This window comes from Shinella sp. HZN7, from assembly GCF_001652565.1.
GTDB classification, from domain to species: domain Bacteria; phylum Pseudomonadota; class Alphaproteobacteria; order Rhizobiales; family Rhizobiaceae; genus Shinella; species Shinella granuli.
In genome coordinates, this window is record NZ_CP015737.1 from 284,939 (window position 1) to 310,582 (window position 25,644).

At 67.1% G+C, this 25,644-nt stretch carries 23 protein-coding genes; 7 read left to right on the forward strand and 16 right to left on the reverse strand.

Annotated elements, in window-relative coordinates; all coding sequences use genetic code 11:
* Positions 1 to 5 precede the first annotated feature (5 nt).
* Positions 6 to 668, reverse strand: a complete 663-nt coding sequence (locus shn_RS23735) for a GntR family transcriptional regulator (protein WP_064332982.1) — start codon at positions 666 to 668, stop codon at positions 6 to 8.
* 242 nt (positions 669 to 910) lie between these two features.
* On the opposite strand from shn_RS23735, the gene shn_RS23740 reads away from it, so the two are divergent.
* The 5 genes from shn_RS23740 to shn_RS23760 are packed head-to-tail and all read left to right on the forward strand — an operon-like array spanning position 911 to position 7,122.
* Entirely contained in the window at positions 911 to 2,176 is a 1,266-nt protein-coding gene (locus shn_RS23740) for an NRAMP family divalent metal transporter (protein ID WP_064332983.1), read from the forward strand.
* 18 nt (positions 2,177 to 2,194) lie between these two features.
* Positions 2,195 to 2,962, forward strand: coding sequence for a LamB/YcsF family protein (locus shn_RS23745; RefSeq protein WP_064332984.1), 768 nt, complete (start codon positions 2,195 to 2,197; stop codon positions 2,960 to 2,962).
* A 9-nt stretch (positions 2,963 to 2,971) separates the two neighbouring features.
* The gene (locus shn_RS23750) at positions 2,972 to 3,781 is read left to right on the forward strand and encodes a putative hydro-lyase (protein ID WP_064332985.1); all 810 of its coding nucleotides are present in this window, start codon (positions 2,972 to 2,974) and stop codon (positions 3,779 to 3,781) included.
* A 7-nt stretch (positions 3,782 to 3,788) separates the two neighbouring features.
* Entirely contained in the window at positions 3,789 to 5,381 is a 1,593-nt protein-coding gene (locus tag shn_RS23755) for a 5-oxoprolinase/urea amidolyase family protein (RefSeq protein WP_064332986.1), read from the forward strand.
* Positions 5,382 to 5,391: 10 nt separating this feature from the next.
* Entirely contained in the window at positions 5,392 to 7,122 is a 1,731-nt protein-coding gene (locus tag shn_RS23760; protein WP_064332987.1) for a biotin carboxylase N-terminal domain-containing protein, read from the forward strand.
* Positions 7,123 to 7,325: 203 nt separating this feature from the next.
* On the opposite strand, the gene shn_RS23765 is transcribed toward shn_RS23760, so the two are convergent.
* The 15 genes from shn_RS23765 to shn_RS23835 form a co-directional block, all read right to left on the reverse strand.
* Entirely contained in the window at positions 7,326 to 8,171 is an 846-nt protein-coding gene (locus shn_RS23765; protein WP_064332988.1) for a cupin domain-containing protein, read from the reverse strand.
* Between the two features lie 28 nt (positions 8,172 to 8,199).
* A complete protein-coding gene (locus tag shn_RS23770) occupies positions 8,200 to 8,766 on the reverse strand; it encodes a TetR/AcrR family transcriptional regulator (protein WP_064332989.1) in 567 nt (188 codons plus the stop codon).
* Between the two features lie 32 nt (positions 8,767 to 8,798).
* Positions 8,799 to 9,884, reverse strand: coding sequence for a Gfo/Idh/MocA family protein (locus shn_RS23775; protein ID WP_064332990.1), 1,086 nt, complete (start codon positions 9,882 to 9,884; stop codon positions 8,799 to 8,801).
* Between the two features lie 29 nt (positions 9,885 to 9,913).
* Positions 9,914 to 10,753 (reverse strand): carbohydrate ABC transporter permease, encoded by an 840-nt coding sequence (locus tag shn_RS23780; RefSeq protein ID WP_064332991.1) that lies wholly within the window; start codon positions 10,751 to 10,753, stop codon positions 9,914 to 9,916.
* 1 nt (position 10,754) lies between these two features.
* Positions 10,755 to 11,663, reverse strand: coding sequence for a carbohydrate ABC transporter permease (locus shn_RS23785; protein ID WP_064332992.1), 909 nt, complete (start codon positions 11,661 to 11,663; stop codon positions 10,755 to 10,757).
* A 1-nt stretch (position 11,664) separates the two neighbouring features.
* The gene (locus shn_RS23790; protein ID WP_064332993.1) at positions 11,665 to 12,738 is read right to left on the reverse strand and encodes an ABC transporter ATP-binding protein; all 1,074 of its coding nucleotides are present in this window, start codon (positions 12,736 to 12,738) and stop codon (positions 11,665 to 11,667) included.
* A complete protein-coding gene (locus shn_RS23795; protein ID WP_064332994.1) occupies positions 12,735 to 13,679 on the reverse strand; it encodes an ROK family protein in 945 nt (314 codons plus the stop codon). Before shn_RS23795 ends, shn_RS23790 begins: the two co-directional genes overlap by 4 nt.
* Positions 13,676 to 14,461 carry a 6-phosphogluconolactonase gene (locus tag shn_RS23800; RefSeq protein WP_064332995.1) on the reverse strand — a complete coding sequence of 262 codons (786 nt, stop codon included), beginning with the start codon at positions 14,459 to 14,461 and terminating at the stop codon, positions 13,676 to 13,678. The genes shn_RS23795 and shn_RS23800 overlap by 4 nt, the downstream gene beginning before the upstream one ends.
* Positions 14,458 to 15,333, reverse strand: coding sequence for a sugar phosphate isomerase/epimerase (locus shn_RS23805; RefSeq protein ID WP_168168960.1), 876 nt, complete (start codon positions 15,331 to 15,333; stop codon positions 14,458 to 14,460). The genes shn_RS23800 and shn_RS23805 overlap by 4 nt, the downstream gene beginning before the upstream one ends.
* Positions 15,334 to 15,442: 109 nt before the next feature.
* Positions 15,443 to 16,711: an ABC transporter substrate-binding protein gene (locus shn_RS23810; protein WP_064332996.1), complete on the reverse strand. Its 1,269-nt coding sequence runs from the start codon at positions 16,709 to 16,711 to the stop codon at positions 15,443 to 15,445.
* Between the two features lie 551 nt (positions 16,712 to 17,262).
* Positions 17,263 to 18,249: an NAD(+) synthase gene (gene nadE, locus shn_RS23815; RefSeq protein ID WP_064332997.1), complete on the reverse strand. Its 987-nt coding sequence runs from the start codon at positions 18,247 to 18,249 to the stop codon at positions 17,263 to 17,265.
* Positions 18,246 to 19,772, reverse strand: coding sequence for a class I adenylate-forming enzyme family protein (locus tag shn_RS23820; RefSeq protein WP_064332998.1), 1,527 nt, complete (start codon positions 19,770 to 19,772; stop codon positions 18,246 to 18,248). The genes nadE and shn_RS23820 overlap by 4 nt, the downstream gene beginning before the upstream one ends.
* Positions 19,773 to 19,785: 13 nt before the next feature.
* Positions 19,786 to 20,040 (reverse strand): acyl carrier protein, encoded by a 255-nt coding sequence (locus shn_RS23825; RefSeq protein WP_064332999.1) that lies wholly within the window; start codon positions 20,038 to 20,040, stop codon positions 19,786 to 19,788.
* Positions 20,041 to 20,042: 2 nt separating this feature from the next.
* Complete coding sequence (gene asnB, locus shn_RS23830) at positions 20,043 to 21,998, reverse strand: asparagine synthase (glutamine-hydrolyzing) (RefSeq protein WP_064333000.1); 1,956 nt, start codon at positions 21,996 to 21,998, stop codon at positions 20,043 to 20,045.
* Positions 21,999 to 22,002: 4 nt separating this feature from the next.
* Entirely contained in the window at positions 22,003 to 23,112 is a 1,110-nt protein-coding gene (locus shn_RS23835; RefSeq protein ID WP_064333001.1) for a hypothetical protein, read from the reverse strand.
* Between the two features lie 216 nt (positions 23,113 to 23,328).
* Between shn_RS23835 and shn_RS23840 the strand changes: the two genes are divergently transcribed.
* Together shn_RS23840 and shn_RS23845 are read left to right on the forward strand one after the other, a co-directional pair.
* Positions 23,329 to 24,864, forward strand: coding sequence for an FGGY-family carbohydrate kinase (locus shn_RS23840; RefSeq protein ID WP_064333002.1), 1,536 nt, complete (start codon positions 23,329 to 23,331; stop codon positions 24,862 to 24,864).
* Positions 24,861 to 25,637, forward strand: a complete 777-nt coding sequence (locus shn_RS23845) for a DeoR/GlpR family DNA-binding transcription regulator (RefSeq protein ID WP_064333003.1) — start codon at positions 24,861 to 24,863, stop codon at positions 25,635 to 25,637. The genes shn_RS23840 and shn_RS23845 overlap by 4 nt, the downstream gene beginning before the upstream one ends.
* Positions 25,638 to 25,644 lie beyond the last annotated feature (7 nt).

A 25,644-nucleotide genomic window follows, 5' to 3' on the forward strand; every position in this document is an offset into this window, starting at 1 on the left:
CAGGCTCAGGCCAGCTCGGATGCCCGCTCCAGCGCCTTCAGCATCGTGCGCTCGGCGAGGTTGAGATAGGTCTCCATCTGGGCCGCGGCCTCATGCGGCCGGTTCGTCTCGACGAGCGTCGTGATGGCGTCGTTCATGTCGACGAAGGGGGAGTGCAGGTGCTCCGGGTCGTTGAGCAGCCCGAAGCAGAGGCGCAGTTCCGCCGAGATGCGCTCGTAGAATTCGTTGAGCCGCGCGCTGTCGGAAAGGTCGATGACGGCGGTGTGGAACATCATGTTGGCGCTGCCGACGCCGATCCAGTCGCCTTCGGCACGCCGCTCGCGGGCCATCTCCACCGCCGTGCGCATCGCCCGGATCGCCGGGTGCTGCTGCCAGGCCTGGCGCAGCGCGCCGCATTCGAGCATGCGCCGCACGCGGTAGATGTCGATGATCGAGGCCATGGAGGGCACGGCGACGAAGACGCCGCGATTGGCCTCGTGGCGCAGCAGCCCGTCCTTGGTGAGCAGGCGGAAGGCCTCGCGCAGCGAATTGCGCGAGACGTCGAAACGATCGCTGAAGGCGGCTTCCGACAGGCGCTGGCCGGGAGAAAGCTCTCCCGAGATCAGAAGCGTGCGAATGCGCCGTGCCAATCGATCCGCCAGCGGCAGGCCTTCTCCGTCATCCGTCATCGTCTTCTCCCCGGCCCGATTCCGTTTCCTCGGGTGCCCTCTTTCCAGGCTGGCCATAGCACGAATGGGTGAGCAATGGGCTGAAAAGTGTGGCGAATCTCGCGCTATGTGATTGGTAAAACGGCAATAATAAGGAACGATATAGAAATATTGTTGAACAATATTGACATTTTTGTGTGACGGTTCATCATTTGACGATGCATCACTCGCGAGGGGCGGGTGTGTGAGAGCGGAGAAATCTCATGGAACAGAATGCAGCTGTGCCTGCCGGCACGGGCGTGATCGCGCAGGGCATCCACACCGTCAAATCCCGTCGTTCGGCGCTGGTCGCCGCGATCTTCCTGATGGCGACCTCCGCCATCGGCCCGGGCTTCATCACGCAGACGGCGACCTTCACCACCAAGCTCGGCGCCGCCTTCGCCTTCGGCATCCTCGCCTCCATCCTCATCGACTTCGTCGTCCAGTTGAACATCTGGCGCATCGTCACGCTGACGCGCATGCGCGCTTCGGACGTCGCCAATGCCGCCATTCCCGGCTCAGGCTACCTACTGGCCGTTCTCGTCATCGTCGGCGGCCTGTTCTTCAACATCGGCAATATCGGCGGCACCGGCCTCGGCCTCAATGCGGTCTTCGGCCTCGATCCGAAGATCGGCGGGGCGATCAGCGCGGTGTTCTCGATCGGCATCTTCCTGTCGAAGCGCGCCGGCCTTGCGGTCGACCGCTTCATCGTCTTCGCAGGCATCCTGATGATCGTGCTGACGCTCTACGTCGCCTTCGTGTCCGGCCCGCCGGTGGGTGACGCGCTGTTCCAGACCGTCCTGCCCGATACGATCGACTTCGCCACGATCACCACCATCGTCGGCGGCACGGTCGGCGGCTACATCACCTATTCCGGCGCGCACCGCCTGCTCGACCGCGGCATGGTCGGCCAGGAGCACCTGCCGGCGGTCTCCCGCGCGGCCCTCACCGGTATCGCCGTGACTGGCCTGATGCGGTACGTGCTCTTCCTCGCCATCCTCGGCGTCGTTGCCAGCGGCGTCGTCATCGACACGGCGAGCCAGGCGGCGAACCCGGCCGCCCAGGCCTTCCAGGCCGCTGCCGGCGATGTCGGCCTGCGCCTCTTCGGCATCATCTTCTGGGCGGCGGCCATCACCAGCGTCATCGGCGCGGCCTATACCTCGATCTCCTTCATCACCGTCTTCAAGCAGGACATCAGCGAACACGCCCGCAACATGGCGACGGTCGTCTTCATCGCCATCTCGCTGGTCTCCTACCTTCTGATCACCACGCCGCCCGCCGCCATGCTGGTCTTCGTCGGCGGTCTCAACGGTCTCATCCTGCCGATCGGCCTCAGCATCTTCCTCTTCGCCGCCTGGAAGCGCGAGGACCTGATGGGTGGCTACCACTATCCACGCTGGCTGCTCGGCCTTGGCGTCCTGGTCTGCGCGCTGACATGGTATATGGGCTACAAGTCGGCCGGCACGATCTTCGGCCTGCTCGGTCTCTAAGGAAAAGGGGAGGGAACAATGGCAGCGATCGATCTCAACAGCGATCTCGGCGAAAGCTACGGCGCCTGGCGCATGGGCGACGATGCGGCGATGCTCGCCGTCGTCTCCTCCGCCAACATCGCCTGCGGTTTCCATGCGGGCGATCCGGCCGGCATCTACCGCACGGTCCAGGCGGCCGCGAAGAACGGCGTCGTCATCGGCGCCCATGTCTCCTATCCGGACCGTGTCGGCTTCGGCCGGCGCGATCTCGACGCCACGTCGGAGGAGCTGATTGCCGACGTGATCTACCAGATCGGCGCGATCAAGGGCGTAGCCGCTGCGGCGGGAACGACGGTGCGCTACGTCAAGCCGCACGGCGCGCTCTACAACCGCATCGCCTATGACGCCAGACAGGGCCAGGCCGTCATCGACGGCATCAAGGCGGTCGATCCCGCGCTGGTCCTGATGGGCCTTGCCAATGCGCCGATCCTCGACCTCGCCCGCAAGGCTGGCCTTGCCGTCGTCGCCGAGGCTTTCGCCGACCGCGCCTACACGCCGAAGGGCGAGCTCGTCTCGCGCCGTGAGCCCGGCGCGGTGCTGCACGACGCGGCGAAGATCGCCGACCGCATGGTGCAGCTTGCCCGCGAGGGCACGCTCGAAGCGATCGACGGCAGCACGATCCGCATCGAGGCACAGTCGATCTGCGTGCACGGCGACAGTCCCGGCGCGGTCGCCATCGCAGAGGGGATCCGCCGCCGGTTCGAGGTGGAAGGCATCGCCATCCGCTCCTTCGCCGACAAGTCGTAAGGGCGCGCCATGACGATCCCCACCGCCTTCCTGGACCACGCCGACGCCACGGCCGCCCGCAAGGCGCGGGCCGATTATCGGGGTGGGCTCGTCGCGCCCACCTCCGGCATCGCGCCGGGCTTCACCCAGGCCAACATGATCGTGCTGCCGCGCGACTGGGCCTTCGATTTCCTGCTCTATGCGCAGCGCAACCCGAAACCCTGCCCGGTGCTCGACGTCTCCGATCCCGGCTCGCCGACGACGCTGCTTGCGCCCGGCGCGGACCTGCGCACCGACCTGCCGCTCTACCGCATCTGGCGCGACGGCAGGCTCACCGAGGAAACCCCGGACGCGTCAGCCGTCTGGGCGGAGCGCGACGATCTCGTCGCCTTCCTGATCGGCTGCTCCTTCACCTTCGAGACGCCGATGGTCGAGGCGGGCATCGAGATCCGCCACATGACGGACAAGACCAATGTGCCGATGTACCTGACCAACAGGGCCTGCCGGCCCGCCGGCCGGCTCAAGGGCAACATGGTCGTCTCCATGCGGCCGATCCCGGCCTCGCGCGTCGCCGACGCCGCCACCATTTCCGGCCGCTTCCCGGCCGTGCATGGCGCGCCGGTCCATGTCGGGGCGCCCGAGGAAATCGGTATTGCCGATCTCGCAAAGCCTGATTTCGGCGATGCGGTGCGCATCGAGCCCGGCGAGGTGCCGGTCTTCTGGGCCTGCGGCGTCACCCCGCAGGCGGCCGTGATGGCGTCCGGCGTGCCCTTCGCCATCACCCATGCGCCGGGCCACATGTTCATCACCGATATCCCCGATTCCGCCTATCACGCGTGAGGGTCCGATGCGCTTTCTTCCCGTCAGCCTGACCACCATCCTCGTCGAGCTTGCCGATCTCGACGAGACGCTCGCCCTCTTCGCCGCGTTGCAGGCCGATCCCATCGACGGTATCGAGGAGATGGTGCCGGCCGCACGCACGCTGATGATCCGCTTCCGTCCCGAAAAGGTGACGGCCGCGGATCTGGCGGCCCGGATACGCATCCGCGACCTTTCGGCGAAGATCGCCCCGTCGGAGCATCTGGTCGAAATTCCCGTGCGCTATGACGGCGAGGACCTTCGCGATGTCGCCGACCTGACCGGCCTCAGCGTCAAGGAGGTCGTGCGCCGGCACACGGAAAGCGAATTCACCGTGGCCTTCTGCGGTTTTGCGCCGGGCTTCGGCTATCTCGTCGGCGGCGATCCGGCCCTCGCTGTGCCGCGGCGCAAGAGCCCGCGCACCCGCATTCCGGCCGGTTCGGTCGCCCTTGCGGGCGCCTTCAGCGGCGTCTACCCGCAGGCGAGTCCCGGCGGCTGGCAGATCATCGGCACGACGCCGGTCAGGATGTGGGATATCGACCGCGAGCCCGGCGCGCTGTTCCAGCCCGGCTATCGCGTGCGCTTCTTCGACATGGAGGCCGCGGGCCGGACGGTCAGCATTCCCGAACCGGCCGTCAAGGCGGATCGTATCGTCGCGGCGGATGCGCCGCAGTTCAAGGTGCTGGCCGCGCCCATGCCGGCGGTCTTCCAGGATCTCGGCCGTTTCGGCCAGACGGGGCAGGGCGTTTCGGCCTCCGGCGCGCTGGATCGCGCCGCCTTCAATGCCGCGGGTCGCATCGTCGGCAATCCGGCCAACACGCCGGCGCTCGAACTCACCCTCGGCGGCTTCTCCTTCGAAAGCACGGCGCGCGCCGTGATCGGCCTTGCCGGTGCCGCCTGTCCCGTGACGGTTCGTGATGCGGACGGCCGCAGCCGCGACTTTTCGATCCTGCAGCCCATCGCGCTGGAGCCGGGCGACGTCGTGACGATCGGCCATCCGAAGGCGGGCATGCGCGCCTATCTTGCCGTGCGCGGCGGCTTCGATGTCGCGCCGGTCCTCGGCAGCGCGGCGACCGATACGCTGGCCGTCGTCGGCCCCGAGCCGGTCACGGCCGGGACGGTGCTGGCGCTGAGCGGCCGGAAGGCGGGGCTTGCGAGCGTCTCGCCGGATGAACTCCCCGCCTTCGACCTGCCCTCGGCCGGCGACGTGGTGACGCTCGACGTGGTGCTCGGCCCCCGCACGGACTGGTTCACGCAGACGGGCATCGAGACGCTGACAAGCCAGCTCTGGCAGGTCACGCCGCAATCGAGCCGCGTTGGCATCCGCCTTGCCGGCGAGGTGCCGCTGGAGCGCAAGGACAACGCGGAACTGCCGAGCGAAGGCACGGCGACGGGCGCCATCCAGGTGCCGCACAGCGGCCAGCCGGTGCTCTTCCTGGCCGACCACCCGCTGACCGGCGGCTATCCCGTCATCGGCGCCGTCGCCGAATACCATCTGGACCTTGCCGGCCAGATCCCGATCAATGCAAAAATCCGTTTCCGCCCGATCGGCCCCTTCGCCGACATCGCCGCGACCCGCTAGGAGGACTGCCATGAAGAAAGTGCTGATTGCCAATCGTGGCGAGATCGCCGTGCGCATCGTGCGCGCCTGCCGTGATTACGGCCTCCAGTCGGTCGCCGTCTATGCGGATCCGGATGCGGACGCGCTGTTCGTGCGCCTTGCCGACGAAGCCTACGGCCTCGGCGGCGTGCGCCCGGCGGAAACCTACCTCGACATCGAGAAGCTGATCGCCGTCGCAAGGCGCGCCGGCGCGGATGCGGTGCATCCGGGCTACGGCTTCCTTTCCGAGCGTGCCGAATTCGCGCGCGCCGTGCAGGACGCCGGCCTCATCTGGATCGGCCCCGATCCGGATGTCATCGAAGCGCTCGGCGACAAGGTCGAGGCGCGGCGCATCGCGCAGGGCGTCGGCGCGCCGCTGGTCGCCGGCAGCGACGGCCCGGTGTCCTCGGCGGCCGAGGTCGTCGCCTTTGCGGAAAGCCACGGCCTGCCGGTCGCCATCAAGGCGGCGCATGGCGGCGGCGGACGCGGCCTCAAGGTGGCCTGGAAGATGGAGGAGGTCGCGGACCTCTATGAATCCGCCGTGCGCGAGGCGACGGCGGCCTTCGGCCGTGGCGAATGTTTCCTCGAGCGCTTCCTCGACCGGCCGCGCCATATCGAGGCGCAGGTGATCGCCGACAAGCACGGCAACGTGCTGGTGCTCGGCACCCGCGACTGCTCGGCCCAGCGCCGCAACCAGAAGCTCATCGAGGAGGCCCCGGCGCCCTTCCTCTCGGACGAGCAGCGCCGGAAGATCCACGCCGCCGCCAGGGCCATCTGCGCGGCCGCCGGCTATTCGGGCGCCGGGACGGTGGAGTTCCTGCTCGGCGTCGACGGCACGATCTCCTTCCTGGAGGTGAACACCCGCCTGCAGGTCGAGCATCCCGTCACGGAGGAGACGACCGGCATCGACCTCGTCATCGAGCAGTTCCGCATCGCCGAGGGCCTGCCGCTGCGCGTGCTGGAAACGCCGGAACCGCGCGGCCATTCCATCGAGTTCCGCATCAACGCGGAAGACCCCGGCCGCGGCTTCCTGCCGACGCCCGGCGCCATCACCGTGTTCGATCCGCCCTCCGGCCCGGGCGTGCGCCTCGACAGCGGCGTCGTTACAGGCTCCACCGTGCCCGGCGTCTTCGATTCGCTGGTCGCCAAGCTGATCGTGACCGGCGCGACGCGCGAGGAGGCCCTGCGCCGCGCCCGCCGCGCGCTGAAGGAGTTCCGCATCGAGGGCGTGGCGACGGTTCTGCCGTTCCACCGCGCCGCCATCGACACGGCGGATTTCATCGGCACGGACGGCTTCAAGGTGCATACCCGCTGGATCGAGACCGATTTCGCCGCCATGCCCGAGGCTATGGACCGGCCGGAGCCGATCGACGATCCGACGCTGGTCCGCACCCATCTCGAAATCGACGGCAGGCGCGTGTCGCTCGCCCTGCCGAGCCTGCTGCTCGCCGGCCTCGGCGCGGCGGGGCAGGGCAGCGCATCGGCCGCGGGCAAGGGCGGAGGGCCCGCCGAGGACGGCATAACGGCCCCGGTTTCCGGCACGCTGCAGGCCTTCAAGATCGCCGACGGCGCCACCGTCGTGGAAGGCGACCTCGTGGCCGTCATGGAGGCGATGAAGATGGAGACACAGGTCCTCGCCCCCAAGGCCGGCCGGCTCCGCTTGCGCGTGAAGGAAGGCGACTACGTCCAGGCCGGCGACGTGCTGATGGTGTTCGAAGGCTGATTGGATGCCGGCTCCCGGTTTTCGGCAGCCTGTCAGGGACGAAACCCGCATACCTCTCCTCCGCCATGGTCGGGCTTGACCCGACCATCCACAGCCGCGGGTGCCGCGTGGATCCTCGGGGCGAGCCCGAGGATGACGGAGTGCTTGGGGAGATGTTTATCATCGAGTTGACGGCTCTCGGTCTTCGAGAGCCCACTTTACAATCAAAAATCCGGCGCCACGCCGAAGACGAATTCGCAGGGCGTGTGCGACATGTTGAAATACTGGTGGTCGAAGCCGGCGGGGATGTAGAAGCCGTCGCGTGGATTGAGCTCGAACCAGGCCTGGCCCTCGGCATCCGGGATGTGGATGTTGAGCACGCCGGAGACGACATAGAGGCATTCGTCGCCCTTGTGGCGCTCGATGCGGGTGCGCTTGCCGCCGAGCACCGTCGTCTTGCCGACTGTCAGCTGGTCCGTTGCGCAGTAGAAGCCGGTATAGGCGCCCTGTGTCTCGGCATCGAGGCTCCAGAGCATGTCCGCATCCCGCTTGGGATGGATGGTGCGGGCCTTTTCCTGTGCCGCCGCCTCCATCGGCCAGCGGCCGAGGAATTCGTCCTGGATGTAGCGGTTTTCCGAAAGCAGCGGCTTGGTGCGGGCGTAGGGGCCGGACGTGCCCTTGGCCGGCGGCGGGGCGAAGAATTCGAGCACGCGCACCTGTTCCTCGCCGAGGTTGAAGCCATGGTGCCAGGTGTCCTTGCGGAAGAACAGCGCCTCGCCGGGCTTGGCGATGCAGACCTCGCCCGTTTCCGGATTGGCAAGGCCGAGCGTGCCGCTGATCACGTAAAGCAGCTCGTCCGCGCCGAAGATGGTGCGGAAGGCATCGGTGTGCTTGAAGCAGCCGCCCGGCTGCATGCCGAAGACGATCTGGTGGATGTTTTCCGTGGAAGCATAGATCCAGTCGTCGACGAGGCCGGCATTCTCCTCGCCCCACAGATGGCGCGTCACGCCGGCATAGGGAATGTGACTCGGTCGGTCGAAGACGGGGCGGGGGGATGGCTTGTAGCCCATGGAAAGCTCCTTTTCAGATGATGGCAAGCTAGGGAGCGGCGCCCGCGGGACGGGTGCGCGCGATCAGCCGGTCGATGACGGCCTGCTTCATGGCGGGGTCGAGATGCATGACGTTGAACACCTCGGCCATCCACATGCCCTCGATGGCGAGGCGGATGATCGTGGCTTCGACGGGGTCGAGGCCGTCCGTCTCGACGGCGGCCTGGCAGCGGATGTTCTGCTGGTGGACGATTTCGAGCAGATCGGGAAAGTTCGACAGCGCCGCCGTGATGCTCGCGCCGAGCCGGTCGTACTGGTCGCCGGTGCTGGCGGCCCCGCCCATTGTCGCCTTCACATAGGCGCGGGTGTAGCGGCCATGCGGCTCCTCGTCCTCGCCCTCGATGCCGGAAAGACCCGTCTCGAAGCGATAGACGAAGCGCTCGACCATGGCGCGCACCAGCGCATCCTTGCTGGCGAAGTGGTAGAGGATGCCGCCCTTGGAGAGCCCTGTCACCTCCGCCACCTTGTCGAAGGTGAGCGAGGAGACGCCCTCGTTGACGACGATCTCCTCGGCGGCGCTGAGGATGCGTTCCCGTGCGGTGCCACGTCTTGCCATGTCGAACCCCGATGCTGTTGCTGGTCTTCCCGCTATAGCGACGAACTTTCGCGCAGGCGACCGACGATTTCGGCCATCAGGGCGAGGTCCTGGCGGGAGTCGTCGAGCGTCGTCTTCGGCGTCGTGCCGTTCACCAGATGGTCGTGGAAGGCGCGCAGCTCGATGGCGAAGGGATCGGTGTAGTTCGGGCCGAAGGTGCGGGTCTCGGTCTCGGTGTCGTTTGAATCCGTGACCTCAAGCGTGGTCGGCAGGTTGCGGATGTAAGGCGTGTCGTAGCCGAAGCTGAGGCGGCGGCGGTCGGAATAGACCTCGATGCGGGCATCGAAGCGCGCGACATTGTCGATCAGCGCCTCGTAGATCGCGGTGAAATGGCCGTAGTCGAAGAGCGCGACGATCTGCTCGCCGTTCTGCTTGTGGTGGGCGGCGATGACCCGCTGCGGCAGGCCGATCAGCTCGCGCATGGCCGAGAGGCTGTGCGAGGAGAGGCCGGTCAGTACCTGGTAGGCGCGCATCAGGCTGGGCGAGGCGTCCTTGCCGGCGACGTCGCGCAGCAGCGCCTCGGTCTCGGCGCGGGACTGCGCGAGGAAGGCGCCGTCGAGATCATCAGGATAGAAGATGTTGCGCGTCTGGCGGATGAAGAACGGGCCTTCGCAGATGAGGTCGCGCACGCGCACATAGCGCAGCGCCTCCTGCGCCGGCATCATCTCCTTTGCCTTCAGGAAGCTTGCCGAATAGCGCCGCATATAGGCGACGAAGACGAGGCGACCGGATTTTTCGGCGAGCGGCAGGACGTCGTCGATCTCGCCGAGCGTCAGGCAGGCGGGCTTTTCGAGGAAGACGTCCTTGCCGGCCTTCAGCGCCAGGGCGAGATAGTGGCGGTGCGTCTGGTCGGGCGTCAGGATGAAGACGGCGTCGATATCGGACGCCGCGAGCAGCGCTTCCGCGCTCTCATAGGCGCGCGCGCCCGGATAGCGGCCGGCGCAATGGGCGGCGAGGCTCGGCGAGACGTCGAAGACGCCGGCGACCTCGAAGAGGTGGCGGTGATCGGCAAGGATCGGCAGGTGCATGAGCTGGCTCACCTCGCCAAGGCCGATGAGGCCGGCACGGACAATACGCATGGAAAAGACCTTTCTGCCCCGCACGGGGCCTAACCCTTGACCGCCCCGGCGGTGAGGCCGGAGACGATGTATTTCTGGAAGAGCAGCGCCATCACGATCAGCGGCACGGTGACGATGGTCGACGCGGCCATGATCGCGCCATAGGGGAACTCGTAGCGGCTGGAGCCGGAGATGAGGGCGATCGCGACCGGCACCGTGCGGTTCTCGTCCGTCAGGATGAAGGTGAGCGCGAAGAGGAACTCGTTCCACGAGGCGATGAAGGCGAGCAGGCCCGTCGAGATCAGCGCCGGCCCCATCATCGGCAGGAAGATGTAGCGCACGATTCGCAGCGGCGAGCAGCCGTCCATGATCGCCGCTTCCTCGATCTGCCGCGGCAGGTTGCGCATGAAGGTGGTCAGCACCCAGATGTTGAAGGGCAGCGTGAAGATCATGTAGGCGAAGATCAGCGAGCCGAGCGTGTTGTAGAGGCCGAGCCAGCGGATCATCTCGAAGAGGCCGGAGAGCAGCGCGATCTGCGGGAACATCGAGACGGCGAGGAAGAGGAACATGATCGGCGAGCGGCCGCGAAAATCGATGCGGCCGAGCGCATAGGCCGCCGCGATCGCCAGCCCCAGCGAGAGCGCCACGACGGAAGCGGCGACGACAAGGGAATTCAGGAGGCTGCGCAGGAACACGCCGTCCGACAGGATCGCCTCGTAATTGTTGAACTTCAGGTCCGGCAGGAAGGTGACGTCGAAGATCGCCTGGCCGGATTTCAGCGAGGAGGCGATCATCCAGTAGAAGGGAAACAGCGTGTAGAGCGCGACCACGGCGAAGAGCCCGTAGATCGCGATGCGGTGAAGGCGCCTGCCCGTTGCACTGCGCACCATGTCACACCCCCAGGAGCTTGCGGTTGAGCCGGAAGACGGTCACGTAGATCGCCGTCACCACGGCAATCATCAGGAAGATCGCGGCGCTCGCCGCCGAGCCGACGCCCATGTCCTGGAAATTGACCAGCACCTCGCGGGCATAGATCGACACGGTCTTCGTGTCATCGCTGTTCGAGGACAGCACGAAGCTGAGATCGAACATGCGCAGCGCATCGAGCAGCCGGAAGAGCACGGCGACGGCGATGCTGGGGGCAAGCAGTGGCAGGGTGAGCGCGGTGAACTGCCGCCATTCCGACACGCCGTCGATCGAGGCGGCCTCGTAGATGCTCTTCGGCAGCATCTGCAGGCCGGCGAGGATGAGCAGCACCATGAAGGGCGTGGTGATCCAGACGTCGACGGCGATGATGACGGGCATGACGAGATCGGAATTGGCCGTCCAGGCGATGCCGTGGTCGATGACGCCCATGAGCTTCAGCACATGGTTGAGGATGCCGAACTGGTCGTGCAGCATCCACTGCCACATGCGCGCGCTGACGACGACGGGAATGGACCAGGGAATGAGAATGACCGCGCGCATGAAACCGCGGCCGGACATGTGGGCGTTCAGCAGCAGCGCGATGGCAAGCCCCAGCGCCGTCTCGATGGAGACCGAGACGACCGTGAAATAGAGTGTGTTGCGGACCGACTGCCACCACAGCGGATCCTCGAACAGCGTGAAATAGTTCTCGAGGCCGATATAGGCGTAGATGTCGGGCTCGGTGAGGAAGGCGTCGGTGAAGGAGAAGAGGAAGGTCCGCCCGAGCGGCCAGAGCGCCACGGCGAAGAGCACGAGAAGGCTCGGCGCGAGGAACAGCCAGGCCGTGCGCGCCCGCTTGGCATTGAGGCCGATGCGTATCGCTGCCGTCGCCATGTCATGCACCCCTCGGGTTGAGGGCGCGCTCGTCCTTGTCGAAGAGATGCGCGCGCGCGTGGTTCCAGCCGACGACCGTGGTGGCGCCCGGCCGGATCTCCGGCCTGCCCTGCGCCTTGGCGACGATCGAGCGGCCGTCGCCGACATTGAGATGGACGAGGGATTCGCCGCCCAGCGGCTCGACGAGCAGGACCTCGGCCTCCAGCGTTGCTTCGCCCCCGCCGAGGATCAGGTCTTCCGGCCGGATGCCGAGGCTGACATCGCCCGCATAGTCGTGGGCGGAGAGGCGATGGCGACCGCCGGCAAGCGACAGCACGCTCTCCTCGCCCTCGCGCACCAGCATGCCCGGCAGGAAATTCATGCGCGGCGAGCCGATGAAGCCCGCGACGAAGCGGTTTGCCGGGCGCTCGTAGAGTTCCATCGGCGTGCCGACCTGCGCGATGCGGCCGTCCTTCAGCACGACGATGCGGTCGGCGAGTGTCATCGCCTCCATCTGGTCGTGCGTGACGTAGACGGTGGTGGCCTTCACCTCGCGGTGGATGCGGGCGATCTCCACGCGCATCTCCATGCGCAGGTCCGCATCGAGGTTGGACAGCGGCTCGTCGAACAGGAAGAGCTTCTGCTGGCGCACGAGGGCGCGGCCGATGGCGACCCGCTGCTGCTGGCCGCCGGAAAGCTGCGCCGGGCGGCGGTCGAGCAGGTGGTCGATCTTGAGGAATTTCGCCGCCTTCGTCACGCGCTCGCGGATTTCGGCGGCGGGAAGACGGGCTGTCTCCAGCGCGAAGCCGAGATTGCGCTCGACATTCATGTGCGGATAGAGCGCGTAGGACTGGAAGACCATGGCGATGTTGCGTTTTGCCGGCGGCGTCTCGTTCATGCGGCTGCCGGCGATGCGCAGCTCGCCGTCGGAAATCTCCTCCAGCCCTGCGATCATGCGCAGCAGCGTGGACTTGCCGCAGCCCGAAGGACCGACGAAGACGACGAACTCGCCCTCGGCAATCGCAAGGTCCACGCCGTCGATGACCGTCAGCGCGCCGAACCGTTTGACGACATTGATGAGATCTATACCGCTCATGGCCGTTCCATCTTGCTGATTGTCTTTTCCGCGATCGTGCCGTTCGCCCGGGCCGCGAGCGCCGCAACGCCGATGGCGCAGGCCGTATCGCCGATGAGGCTCGGCACGATCGGCATGTCCCGCGCTCCCTCCGCCCAGATGAAGCCGCGCGTCAGCGCCGCCAGCCGCGGCGTCACCTTGGGGTCGCTGCCGATGCCGCCGCCGAGGACGAGCATGGCGGGGTCGAGCGTGTTGACGAGCTGACCGAGATAGGAGGCGAGCGAAAGGAGCGCATCGGCGACCATCGCTGCCGCCCGCGGGTCCGTCGCCTCCGCCTCGAACAGCGCGCGCGCCGAGGCGTCGGGGCGGCCGGTGAGCGCGCCGTAGCGCTCGCCGAGCGCCTTGCCGCCGGCGAAGAGCTCCAGATTGTGCCGCACCGCGCGGCCCTCGCCGTCGAAGGCGACGATATCGCTGCCTGAGAAATGGATGGCGAAGCCGCGGGCACCTTCATAGGGCGCGCCGCCGATGACCAGCGAATGGGAAAGGCCGGTGGAGATGGTGGCGTAGACGAAGGGATCGACACCCCTGCCGGCGCCCATCCAGCCCTCGGCGAAAGCGGCGGCGCGCACGTCGCTGTCGATGTGCAAGGGGGCGAAGGCGCCAAGGCGGGCGCGGTAATCGAGGCCGCGCCAGTCGAAATTCCAGGCCGAGGCCGGCTCGCCCTCCCGCGTCACGAGTTCCGGCAGGCAGATGCCGAGGGCTGCGATGTCGAGGTCTTGCGCGTTCGCGCGATCCTGCATGGCCGCCGCGAGATTGCAGACGAGGTCGAGCACGGCGCCGCCGCCGTTCTGGCAAAGCGTCGCCTCCGTGCGCTCGGCGACGACCGCGCCGTCCGAAAGCCTGATGATGCAGGCCTTCGTCTTGGTGCCGCCGACATCGATGCCGATCGCGTGCCGTGTCATGGCCGCGCCCCGGCGGCCGCGTCGGCATGGAGCTCGCGGTTCCGGCATTCGGCAAGAATGGTCGCCGGCCAGGACGGGTCGTAGGCCGTCGCGGCCGAAAGGCGGCGGAAGGCGTCGCGCTTGCCGTCGCCCCAGACGATCATCGCGACGGCCTTCGACAGCGTGGCGATGGAGCCGATGCCGATGGTGAGGCCGTGGGTCGGCACCTCTTCGATCCCGCGGAAATCCGGAAAGGTCGCAAGGTTGTCGCGCCGCGTCTGCTCGGCGAGCGTGACGATGCGCGTGCGGCTGTCGCGGGCGGAACCCGGCGGGTTGAAGGCGATATGGCCGTCGCCGGCGCCGGACGCGAGCAGGAACAGGTCGATGCCGCCAAGGGCCGCGAGCTCGCCGTCATAGGCCGCGGGATCGGTGAGGGAGGGCATGCGGAAATTCGTCTCGGGCATGCGCAGGGCATCCGGCAGTGCCCGGTTGATACGCTCGACGATCTCGCGCGCGCCGAAGCCGCGGCAGGAGTAATGCGCGGAGGCGGCGGGCGGACTGAGGCCATCGCCGCCCGATAGCAGGTATTCGTCCATCATCGCGATGACGAGGCGGGAGCAATCGACGGGAGCGGCGGTTAGCTGGCGCTCCAGAGCCTGGTAGACCGGCATCGGGCTGCGCCCGCCCGGGCAGCCGAGCACATAGGGCCGGCCGGCGGCATTGGCGGCGCCGATTTCCGCGAGGATGCGGGTCGCGAGATGCGTGCCGATCGCCTCGGGCGTGTCGTGGATCATGGTCTTCATCGGCCGGCCTGCTCTGCAAGCAAAGCCGAGACGAACGCGAAGTTCCGCGCGGCGATCGCCTCCGGCGTCTCGGGATGGTTCGGCGCAAGGTCCTGTTCGACGACCAGCGGGCCGTCATAACCGCTCGCCAGCAGCGTCCGCATGAAATCGGCGATGTCGACGGCGCCGCGGTCGAGATCCGTCATGATGCCCTCCTCGAAGGCACGGTCGCAATGGATGTTCTGCGCCAGCACCTTCTCGCGGAAGGCGCCGTCGACGTTCTTGAGATGGATGGCGTTGATGCGCGCCTTGTGGCGCAGGAAGAATGCCTTCGGATCGGCCTTCCAATAGGCGTGGTGGCCGGTATCGAGGCAGAGGCCGACGAGATCCGGATCGGTCTCCGCGAGAAGCCGTTCGATCTGGTCCTCATGCTCGACGCAGGTGCCGACATGCGGGTGGAAACTGAAGTGCAGGCCGTAGTCGCGTACGATCCGGGCGGACAGCAGGGTCTGCTCGACGACGGCGCGCCAGCCGTCCTCGTCGACGATGCCCATCCGATCCTTCGGGTAGAATTCCGACTCGTCCATCAGGATGAAATGCGTGCCGCCGACGGCCGAAAGCAGCGTGCAGATCTGGTGCGTCCGTTCGCCCAGAGCGTCCGCGGTGGTGGCATCCGCCAGCGTGTGGACATGGGCCGCCGCGACCACGGAGAGGCCGCGGCGGTTCAGTTCGTGCGAAAGCACCTTGGGATCGGTGGAGAAGTAGCCGTAGGGGCCGAGCTCGGTATGCCGGTATCCGGCCGCGACGATGCGGTCGAGGTAGTCGGTCCAGCCGAGGTCGTTGCCGGTGGGCCAGTAGATGCCCCAGCAGCACGGTGCGATCGCGATATTCACTGTCTTTTCCTTGAGTTTCCAGAACAGTCCCGGCGGCAATCTCGCTTCCGGAGCCACATAAAACAGAGACGGCGCCTTCCCGGCTTTCCCGGGAAAGGCGTCCGGACCGTTACCAGCCGCGCTTCTTCAGCCGCTCCAGATCGCCGCTCACCTTGGCGAGCGCGTCGGCGGCGCTTTCCTTGCCGCTCAGAACGTTGTGCACACCGTTGAAGATGCGCTGCGAGACGCGGTTGTAGGAGGCGCCCGTGACCTGCGACGGTCGCGAGGCGCTTTCCGCATAGGCCTTCTCGGCAAAGCGCAGTGAGGGGTTCTCTTCGAGGATCTCGGCGTCCTGATAGAGCGCTTTCAGCGTCGGGCTGTAGCCCTGCAAGGCGCGGCGCTTCTGCTCGCTGGCGCTGGTGAGGTACTGCACGAGGCTGACGGCGGCATCGACGTCGTCGGCATATTTCGACACACCCAGAAGGCCGGCGCCGTAGCAGCCGCTCGATTTCTCGCCTTCCGCCCCGACCGGCAGCGCCATCACGCCGACCTTGCCGAGCAGCGAGGAGCCCTCCGCCTGGCTGGTGCCCCAGACGTAACCCCAGTTGCGGTGGAAGATGGAGTTGCCGGCCTCGAAGACGCCGCGCGAGCCTTCCTCGTCATAGTTGAGCACGCCTTCCGGGCTGATGCCGCCGATCCAGGTGCGGGCGAGCTCCAGCGCCTCGACGGCCTTCGGATTGTTCGCGGTGATCTCGCCGTCCGGCGAGATGAAGGTGCCGCCGCCATAGGAGGCGACCCATTCGAGCGCATCGCAGGTCAGCCCCTCATAGGCGCGGCCCTGCCAGACATAGCCCCACATGTCCTTGTTGCCGGCGGCGCGCTCCTGGTCCTGGATGGACTTTGCCGTCTCGGTCAGTTCCACCCAGGTCTTCGGTTCGGCCTTGCCGTATTTTTCGAGCAGGTCCTTGCGGTAGAACATCAGGCCGGCATCGACGAACCAGGGCATGGCGAGCAGCTTGCCCTCGATGGTGCTGTCGGCGAGCGCCGCCTCGAAATGCGCCGAAAGCTCCTCCGCCGGCACCTTCTCCTTGAGGTCGACGAGGTGGGCGGCGAGCGCGCCGACCCAGATATTGTCGAGCGTCAGCACGTCGATGTCGCCCGACTTGCCGGCGAGAAGCTGCTGGTAGAGCGGCAGGGCCTCGCCCCAGTTCGCCGGCATCTTGTTGATCTTGACCGTGTTGCCGGTCTCCTTCGCCCAGGCCTCGGAGGCCGACTGGCAAAGCTCGAGCTCGGCGCCGGCCGAGCTGCAGAAGATCGATACCTCCGCCGCTGCCGCCGAGCCGCCCCACAGGACGGCGCCGACAAGGGCCGTCGTTCTCAGAAATCCATTGAGCTGCACTGTGTTTCCTCCCACACCGCGTTAAGCACGGAGGATTACTATACCGTCTGGTCGGTAAAGTAAAGCAGGCTAAGAGAATGCGGTGGACAATGGAAGGAATGCCGTGACGAAGGTTCCTGCGGCCCAAGCCCGACCCGAACGACCATGGCTTGGACGGCCCTTTATGACCAGGTTCGACCACGCCGCGATCTGTCCGATGCGGGCGAACGAGAAGGTTCGCCCCGCCTCAGCGGGAGGCAGAGGATTGCGCAAGGACGGAGCTCTACCTTCCTTCGGTCGGTCAGGGAGGCACACGCTTTGAAAGTTGCGGTTGGAGGTCCGGCTGTCGCGCCGGCCGGTCATGGTGCGGGATCGGACGGAGAACGGGGTCGCCGGCTGCGGGGCGATCAGCGAGCGGCGGTAGCGTATGTCGCCGGAAAGCGACGATGACAGCCTCCTCCGCGGCCGCCGGCATCCCGTCAGGCCGGCGGTTGATTCCGTCGTTCTGGCGCGGCCGCACCCTTCCAGGTCGGACAGATCAATGCACCATCAAAGCCGGGATCAGATACCGGTTACGCCCCGTCGAAGACGAGCGGGGGGCAATGCAGGTAGCGGGCGACCTTGCGCTTGGCGGCGATGTCCGTCCAGACCAGCTCGACGTCGCTTGCCTTGAGGCCCGTGGCCGTGGCGATCTCGGCCGCCGGCACGGCGTTCTCCAGCCCGTAGAGGCAGATGTCCATCTTGTCGTAGGGCAGGGCGAAGTAGAACTCCTCCTGCGTCTGCGGCAGGGAATAGGTGTCGGTGGTGGGCGGGCGCGAGAGGATGTCGGCCGGCACGCCGAGATGGGCGGCGAGCTGGAAGACCTGCGACTTGTAGAGATGGGCGATCGGCTTGATGTCGGCGGCGCCGTCACCGTTCTTGACGAAGAAGCCCTGATCGTATTCCAGTCGGTTCGGCGTGCCGAGCACGGCGAAGTTCAACCGGTCCGCATGGTAGTATTCGAGCTGCTTGCGGGTGCGCTGCTTCATGTTCGTCGCCGCGACGATGCCGAGATAGGCGCCCGCCGAAAGCCGCACCTTGCGCATCTCGCCGTCGGGCGAGCGCACGACGAGCGAGGAGATGTTGTAGCCGCCTGTGGTCATCGGGTTGTCGAAGACGATCTTGGAGGCCCAGCCGGCCTCGTATTCCGGAACGGCCTCGCGGATGAAGGCATCGCGGCGCTCGTAGCAGCCCATGGCGGCGAGCGAGGGGCCGATATCCTCAACGATGCTCTCGATGCCGAAGGTCTCGGCGACGCTGCGCCCGAGCCGCAGGCTTTCCGGGTCGGAATCGTTTTCCGGCATGAAGAGCGCGAAGACGTTCTTCGCGCCGAGCGCCTTGACGGCCAGCGCCGCGCAGAGGCTGGAATCGATGCCGCCGGAAAGGCCGAGCACCAGGCCGCGCTTGCGCAGGTCGAGGCGCAGCCGGTCGCGCATCCAGCCGGTGATGCGCTCCACCTCCGCGGCGGGATCGAGTACGAGCGGGGCGAAGGAGGGCGTGTGGGACTTCGGCGTGGTCATGCAGGCGATCCTGTCTTTTGGCCAGTCGTGGTGGCGGGTTCGGCGGCGAGCCGGCGGCTTGCCTTGCCGGAATCGGTCTTGGGAAGGAATTCCCGGAATTCGACTTGCTTGGGGACCATGTGGTCCTCGAGATGGCGGGCGCAGAAGCGCAGCACGTCGCGCTCGGTGAGGGCCGGGTCCGAGGCGACGATCACCGCCTTGACGGCCTGTCCGAGCACCTCGTGGGCGATGCCGACGACGAGCGCTTCCGCCACGCCCGGCATGCGGCAGAGAACGTCCTCCACGGCCTTGGGCGCGACCTTCTCGCCGCGCGACTTGATGATGTCGTCCATGCGCGAGACGAAGGTGAGATAACCGTCCGCATCCGCGGTGAAGAGGTCGCCGGTGTGGAGGCGCAGGATCCCCGTGCGCGGATCGGGCCGCAGCGCGCGGCGCGTCGCGGCCTCGTTCTGCCAGTAGCCGCGCATGACATGCGGCCCGCTGATCACCAGCTCGCCCATTGTGCCGGGTGCCACCGTCTCGCCCGCCTCGTCGACGACCTCGGCCCGGCCGCCCGGTATGGCGATGCCGACCGAGCCGCGCCGGGCATCGATCTCGCCCGGCGGCAGCCAACTGGCGCGGGTGCATTCGGTCTGGCCGTACATGGAATAGAGCTTCGCCTGCGGCAGGAAGGCGCGCAGCCAGTCGAGATGGGCGAGCGGCATGGGCGCGGCGGCGCTGGTCACGTAGCGCAGGCTCGCAAAGAGCGACGCGTCGAGGTCGCGTGCCTGCATCATCATGGCCGCCATGGCCGGCACGAGCGGGAAGCCGGTGACGCGCTCGTCGCGGATCCTCTCGAAGATCGCCTGCGGGAAGGCGAAGGATTTCTCGATGATCAGCGTCGCGCCGCAGCGCGCGGCGGTGACAAGCTGGTTGAGCCCATAGCCGAAGGACATGGGCAGCACGACGAGGATGGTGTCGGCGGCGGTGTTTTCGAGATAGGCGGTAATCGCGCGGGCGGCGGCGTCCACGTTGTCATGGGCGAGCATCACGCCCTTCGGTTCGCCCGTCGAGCCGGATGTGTAGATCAGCGCGGCGAGATCGGTGTCGGGCAGGGGCTCGGCTGCGAGCGGCGCGGTGTCGATCGCGGCCTCGAAGCTGCCGCCTGTCACGATGCGCGGTGTCGCGGCGAGCTCGGACGTTTCGTCGAGCAGCCTCTCAAGGCGGCTCTCCACGAAGACCAGCACAGGGGTGCAGTCGCGCGCGATCTGCGCGAGCCGTGCGCTTCTGGTCGCCGGATTGACGGGGCAGATGACGGCGCCCGCGATCCAGGTGGCAAAGACGGCGACGGCCGTTTGCCAGCCATTGTCGAGGAGGACGAGAACGCGGTCGCCGCGTCCGACGCCGCGCATGCGCAGCGTCGTGGCCATGCGGGTGGCAAGATCGAGGAAACGGGCATAGTCCAGCCGCACCTCGCCGGAGACGATCGCCGTCCGGGCGCCGTCGCGGGCTGCGCTGTCCTGGAGGTAACGCTCGATCCGCATGGCCGGCCTGCCGTCAGGCCGCCTGCTTGCGGGCGATGAAGCCGGCGATGCGCTCGATCGTGTCGAGATTGGTCGGCACGATGTCGGCATCGGCGACCTGCACGCCGAAGCGTTCTTCGAGGAAGCCGACCAGCTCCAGGATGCCGGTGGAATCGATGAGGTCGTTGTCGATCAGCGACAGGTCGGCGGGCAGCGGATGGCTGTCGTCGCCGAACAGGAAGTTTTCCACGATGAAGGTACGGATTGCGGCTTTGGTCTCGTCGGACATGGTCAGCTTATCCTAATGCTGGATGCAGTTTCTGTGGATCGTGTGGCGTCGGTGCCGCGCAGGAGCTGGGTCGACAGGATGCCGATGAAGGCCGCGTTGTCGCGGAAACCGGAGACCTGTCCCTTGAGGACCTTCTCCTTCAGCTTGCCGACGGCCGGGACATTGAACAGGCCGCTATCGATAAGGCGTTCCGGCGACAGCACGGCGTCGAGATAGGCAGGCGTGTGCGGGGCGGCGAAACTCTCGCTGTCCGGCGCGCGGTAGGGCTGTTTCGGGCGGTCGATGATGGCCGCCGGCACGAGGCCGCGGGCGGCTTCCTTGAGGATGTGCTTTTCGCGAAGGCCGAGCAGCTTGGCATCCGGGGCAAGTCCGGCGGCGAAGGAGACGACCCGGGGATCGAGGAAGGGGAACCGCCCCTCGACGGCATTGGCCATCATCACCCGGTCGCCCTGGCTGGACAGGATGTAGCCCGGCAGGAGGAAGGCCGTTTCGAGATACTGCGCCTGGTGCAGGGGATGCCAGCGGCGGAAGTCGGCGGGCAGTTGTGCCGCAAGGTCCTCGGCGGCGTCGTAGTCGCCCAGCGCCTCCTTGAGGCCGGGAGAGAAGAACAGTTTCGCCGCGGCGGTGGAGCGGAAGCGCGGGCGGTGGGAATAGAGCGGATCGTCAAGCGCCTCCGAGCCGAAGGCGAAGAAGCGCGCGAGATATTCCGGCGTCTGCTGCTTGAGGCCGGGAAGATAGGGATAGAGCCGCTGGAAGAGGCGGGGGCGGTGGACGGAGGCCGGTTGCCGGCCGCAGAAGCGCCGGACGCGGGCCTCGCGGAAAAGATCGTAGCCGGCGAAGATCTCGTCCGCGCCTTCGCCGGTCAGCACGACCTTCATGCCGCGCTCGCGCACTCTGGCGGCGAGCAGGTGGAGCGGCACGGGCGCGGTGCGCAGGATCGGCCGCTCGACATGGCCCATCACCGCGGGCAGGTGGTGCGCGATCGCCTCCGCCGTGCATTCGACGCTGTCGGCCTGCGCATCGAGCGTCGCCGCCATCTGCCGCTGCCAGGCGCTTTCGTCGTGCTCCTCGCTGCGGAAGGTCAGGGAAAAGGTTCGCAGGCCGCGCGTCACGGTGCGTGCGGCAAGGGCGGCGATGACGGAGGAATCGATGCCGCCCGACAGATAGGACCCGACGGGCACGTCGGCGCGCAGGCGAAGGCGCGTGGCATCGGCAAGCAGCGCGCGCAACTCCTCGACCCGGCTTTCGAACCGTCCGGCCGGCTGGATGTCGCCGCGATCGGGGAAGGAGAGCTGCCACCAGGGGCGAACCGTCTGGCGGCCGTCCTCAACGGTCATCAGATGGCCGGGCGGCAGTTCGAAGATGTTGCGGTAGGCGGTGCGCGGCGGGATCGGGCACCAGAGCGTGAAGATCTGGTCGAGCGCCACGGGGTCGATTTCGGCCACCATGCCGGGCAGGGCCAGCAGCGCCGCGATCTCGGAGGCGAAGAACAGCGCGCCTTCGTGCTGTGTATAGAACAGCGGGCGCACGCCCATGCGGTCGCGGGCAAGCACCAGCCGGCGGTTCTTCGCATCATGGATGGCGAAGGCGAAGTCGCCGTTGAAATCCGGCAGGCAGGCAGGGCCTCTTTCCGCAAAGGCCGCGAGCAGCACCTCGGTATCCGACGTGGTGCGGAAGCTGCGGCCGCGCGCCGTCAGGTCGTCGCGCAGTTCCACATAGTTGAAGATCTCACCGTTGAAGGACAGTGCGAGCGCCTCGTCCTCCGTCGCCATCGGCTGGGCGCCGTCGGCAAGGCCGACGATGGAAAGGCGGGTATGGGCAAGGCCCGCATCGGCGCGCAGGAGGATGCCTTCACCGTCCGGCCCGCGATGGCGAAGCGCGGCGACCATGCGGCGCAGATGGTCCGCGCCCCGTTCCGGCGCGATGTTTCCCCCGAAATATCCGGCGATCCCGCACATGGCCTTATCCGAACCGATCGCCGATGAGGCGTGTCCAGCCTTCACCGGCAAGACCGTTGAGGAACACCCTGCCGTTCGCCATCGCGTCGAGCAGCGCGGGGTCGCGCGAATGCACGATGGTCGAGGACGTGTGCAGGAAGGCGCATTTCTTGCCGATCATCGCCTGCAGCAGGGTTGGCTGCGTGCGTCCGCGAATGGCGACGAGGCCGCGCGCATGGGCATCGCGCATCAGGCGGTCGATGACGATGGCCTCCTGGCCGGGCGCGGCCATGATCTGCACCGTGCGGCCGATGTCGCCGGGATTGCCGTAGTAGAGATAGAGGCCGACCGCCTTGCCGGTCCGCGTCTTGACGACATGCTGGATGCGCTCGCCATGCAGCGCCTTGCGGGTGGCATGGCCGAGCATGGTTTCCAATACGGGCGTGTCCCATGCGGGGCGCAGCGGGAAATGGCGCACGAACTGCCGGCACAGGTCGGCAAATTCCGCATCGCTCACCGCCTCGTCGACGAAGGCATCGGCCTTGCCGGCAAGCGGGATATAGTGCGACCAGTTCTGTTTTTCGCCACGCCGGCAGAGGATCGCATCCGCGGCGCGAGCCAGGGGATTGAACAGTCTCAAGGCGGACAGCCGCCCCGCGGCGGCCTTCAGGGCGAAGGAAGCCGGCTTTATCATGCGCAGCCATTCGAGGCTGTGAGGGCCGAGGACCGTGGCGCGCATCGAGCGCCACATATCCGTGGAAACATCGTTCGAGGTCTCGGTGAAGGAGAGGTCCTGCGGACCGGCAAGCACATCGCGCAGGAGGCGGGCGCCGGCGAAGGGGTCTTCCTCGCGGTCGTCGCAGGCGAATGTGCCGCAATTGGCCGCCTTCAGGCGGCGTCCCTCGAACTCCATCTCCACCGGCAGCACGCCGAGGAAACCCGAAACGCTGCCATCCGTGCGCACATGCACGCGCGAGCGCAAATCCGGTTCGGCAGCGGGGAAATCGATGAAGAGGGTGCGCAGATAGGTTTTCAGGTCGTCGTTCGCCGGCTCGGCTGTCTTGCGCAGCAGGCGCTGGAACAGGTCTGCGACCGCATCCACATCCCCCGCTTCAAACGAACGCACGCTCGACATCGATACCCACCCGGCCCCCCATTCCGGGCCTCGTCCCGCCCTGCTTACGCGAGGAGTGTGAAGAAAAGGTCAAGAATGCGCTTCAGGGTGGTAACGCGGGGCAAGGTGCGGCCCCTTTGTAACATTTATTGACGATATAATAACAATAGAATACGTTACAAGTCGCCTGCAGGACCGTTTCACCCTGCGCGCAAGCCGGAACGGACGGAGAGAACCATGGCGCTGCTTCTGGGCATCGACAACGGCCTGACGGTCACCAAGGCGGTGATTTTCGAGGAGGACGGCACGCCGATCGCCGTCGCGCGGCGGCGCGTGCCGCAATCCTTTCCCGAGCCGCGCCATGTCGAGCGCGAAATGGCGGGCCTGTGGACCGCGACCGCCGAGGCGATCCGCGAGGCGATCGAGAAGAGCGGCCGCCCGGCGGGCGACATCAAGGCCGTCGCGGCGACCGCCCATGGCGACGGCCTCTACCTGCTCGATAGCGCGAAACGCCCGCTCGGCGCCGGCATCCTCTCGCTCGACAGCCGCGCCGGCGCGATCGTCGAAGCCTGGGGGAAGGACGGCGTGGCGCAGCGCGCGCTGGCGCTGACCGGCCAGACCGCCCACGCTTCCGCGCCCTCGGCCCTGCTCGCCCATATCCGGCAGCACGAGCCGGAGCGCTACCGCGCCATCGGCCATGTCTTCACCTGCAAGGACTGGTTGCGCTTCTGCCTGACCGGCGTCGTCGGCACGGATCTCACCGAGGCGAGCACGAGCTTCACCAATGTGCGCACGCAGGCCTTCGACAAGGCGGCGCTGGAGGTCTTCGGCCTCGGTGACCTCTGGCCCGCCCTTCCGCCAGTCGCCCGGCCGGACGAGATCATCGGCACGGTGACGCGCGACGCGGCGGCAGCGACGGGCCTCATCGAGGGCACGCCCGTTGCCGCGGGCCTGCATGACGTGACGGCCTCGGCGCTCGGCATCGGCGGCCATGCGCCGGGCCTGCTTGCAGTCGTCGCCGGCACCTATTCGATCAACGAGCTGGTCACCGAAGAGCCGATGGTCGATCCGCGCTGGTTTTGCCGCAACGGCATCCGCATGGGCTGGTGGAACTCCATGGCCATCTCGCCGGCCTCCACCGCGAACTACGACTGGTTCCTCGACAATTTCTGCCGGGATCTTACCGAAAGGGCCGAGCGCGAGGGGGCCGACATCCACGCGCTGCTGCGGCCGGAGCTCGACCGGGCGCTGGAAAAGCCGTCGGATATCGTCTTCCATCCCTTCCTCTTCGGCTCGCCCTTCGGCAGCGGTGCGAGCGCCGGCTTCTTCGGCGTGCACGGCTGGCACGAGCGGGGCGATCTCCTGAAGGCCGTGCTGGAAGGCATCGTCTTCAACCACAAGGTCCATATCGACGACCTCCTGTCCCGCGTGCCGGTGGAGCGCATGCGCATCAGCGGCGGCGGGGCGCGCAGCCCGGTTCTGGCGCAGATGTTCGCCGATGCGACGGGGCTCGTCGTCGACGTCTCTTCCGCCGACGAGGCGGCTGCCTGGGGCGCGGCGCTCGTCGCCGGTGCCGCGGTGGGGCTTTATGCAAGCCCGGAAGCCGGCGCGGCGGCGACGACCCGGATCCTGCGCTCCTACCGGCCGGACGGGGTGCGGAGCGCGCAGCTCGCCGGGCGCTACGATCTCTATAGACGGCTTGCAGACGGCTTGGCGCCACATTGGCAGGCCATCGAGGATCTCGCAAAACGGTCGAGGGAAGCGGACGGATGAAGGCGGAAGCACGACGAGAGGAGATTGCCGAGTACATCATGCGGGCCGGCCAGGCGCGCATCGAGGATCTCGTCGAGCATTTCGGCGTCTCGCGCATGACCATCCACCGGCATATCGATGCGCTTGCCCAGCAGGGCGTGCTGCGCAAGCTGCACGGCATGGTCACCGTCCAGCCCTCCGGCCTCTACGAGAGCACGTTCCGCTACCGCGAGACGGTGGGCAGGACGGAGAAGGAGGCGCTCGCCCGCGCCGCCATGGCCTATGTCGAGGCCGGGCAGGCGGTGATGCTGGACGATTCCTCGACGGCCTGCGCGCTCGCGGGCCTCCTGCCGGAGGCCCGTCCGCTCACCGTCATCACCAACAGCTACATCTCGGCCGGCAAGCTGATCAAGGCCGAGGAGGTGGAGCTGATCAGCCTCGGCGGCAAGTACCACCGCAACTACAACGCCTATATCGGCATCACCTGCGAGAAGGCGGTGGCAAGCCTTCGGGCGAACGTCCTCTTCTGTTCCGCCTCCGCCATCGACGGCGGGACGGCCTTCATCCAGGACGCCCAGGTCACCAAGGTCAAGCAGGCGATGATGGCCTCGTCGAGCCGCAAGATCCTGCTCGTCGATTCCTCGAAATTCGGCAAGGTCGCCCTCAACGTCCTGGGCGACCTTGTCGCCTTCGACGTCGTTCTGACGACGGACCGGGTCGATGAAGCGGTGAGGGCGCGCCTGAAGGACGCCGGCGTCAATCTCGAAATCGTAAAAATGGGCAAGAGTACATGAATGCGAA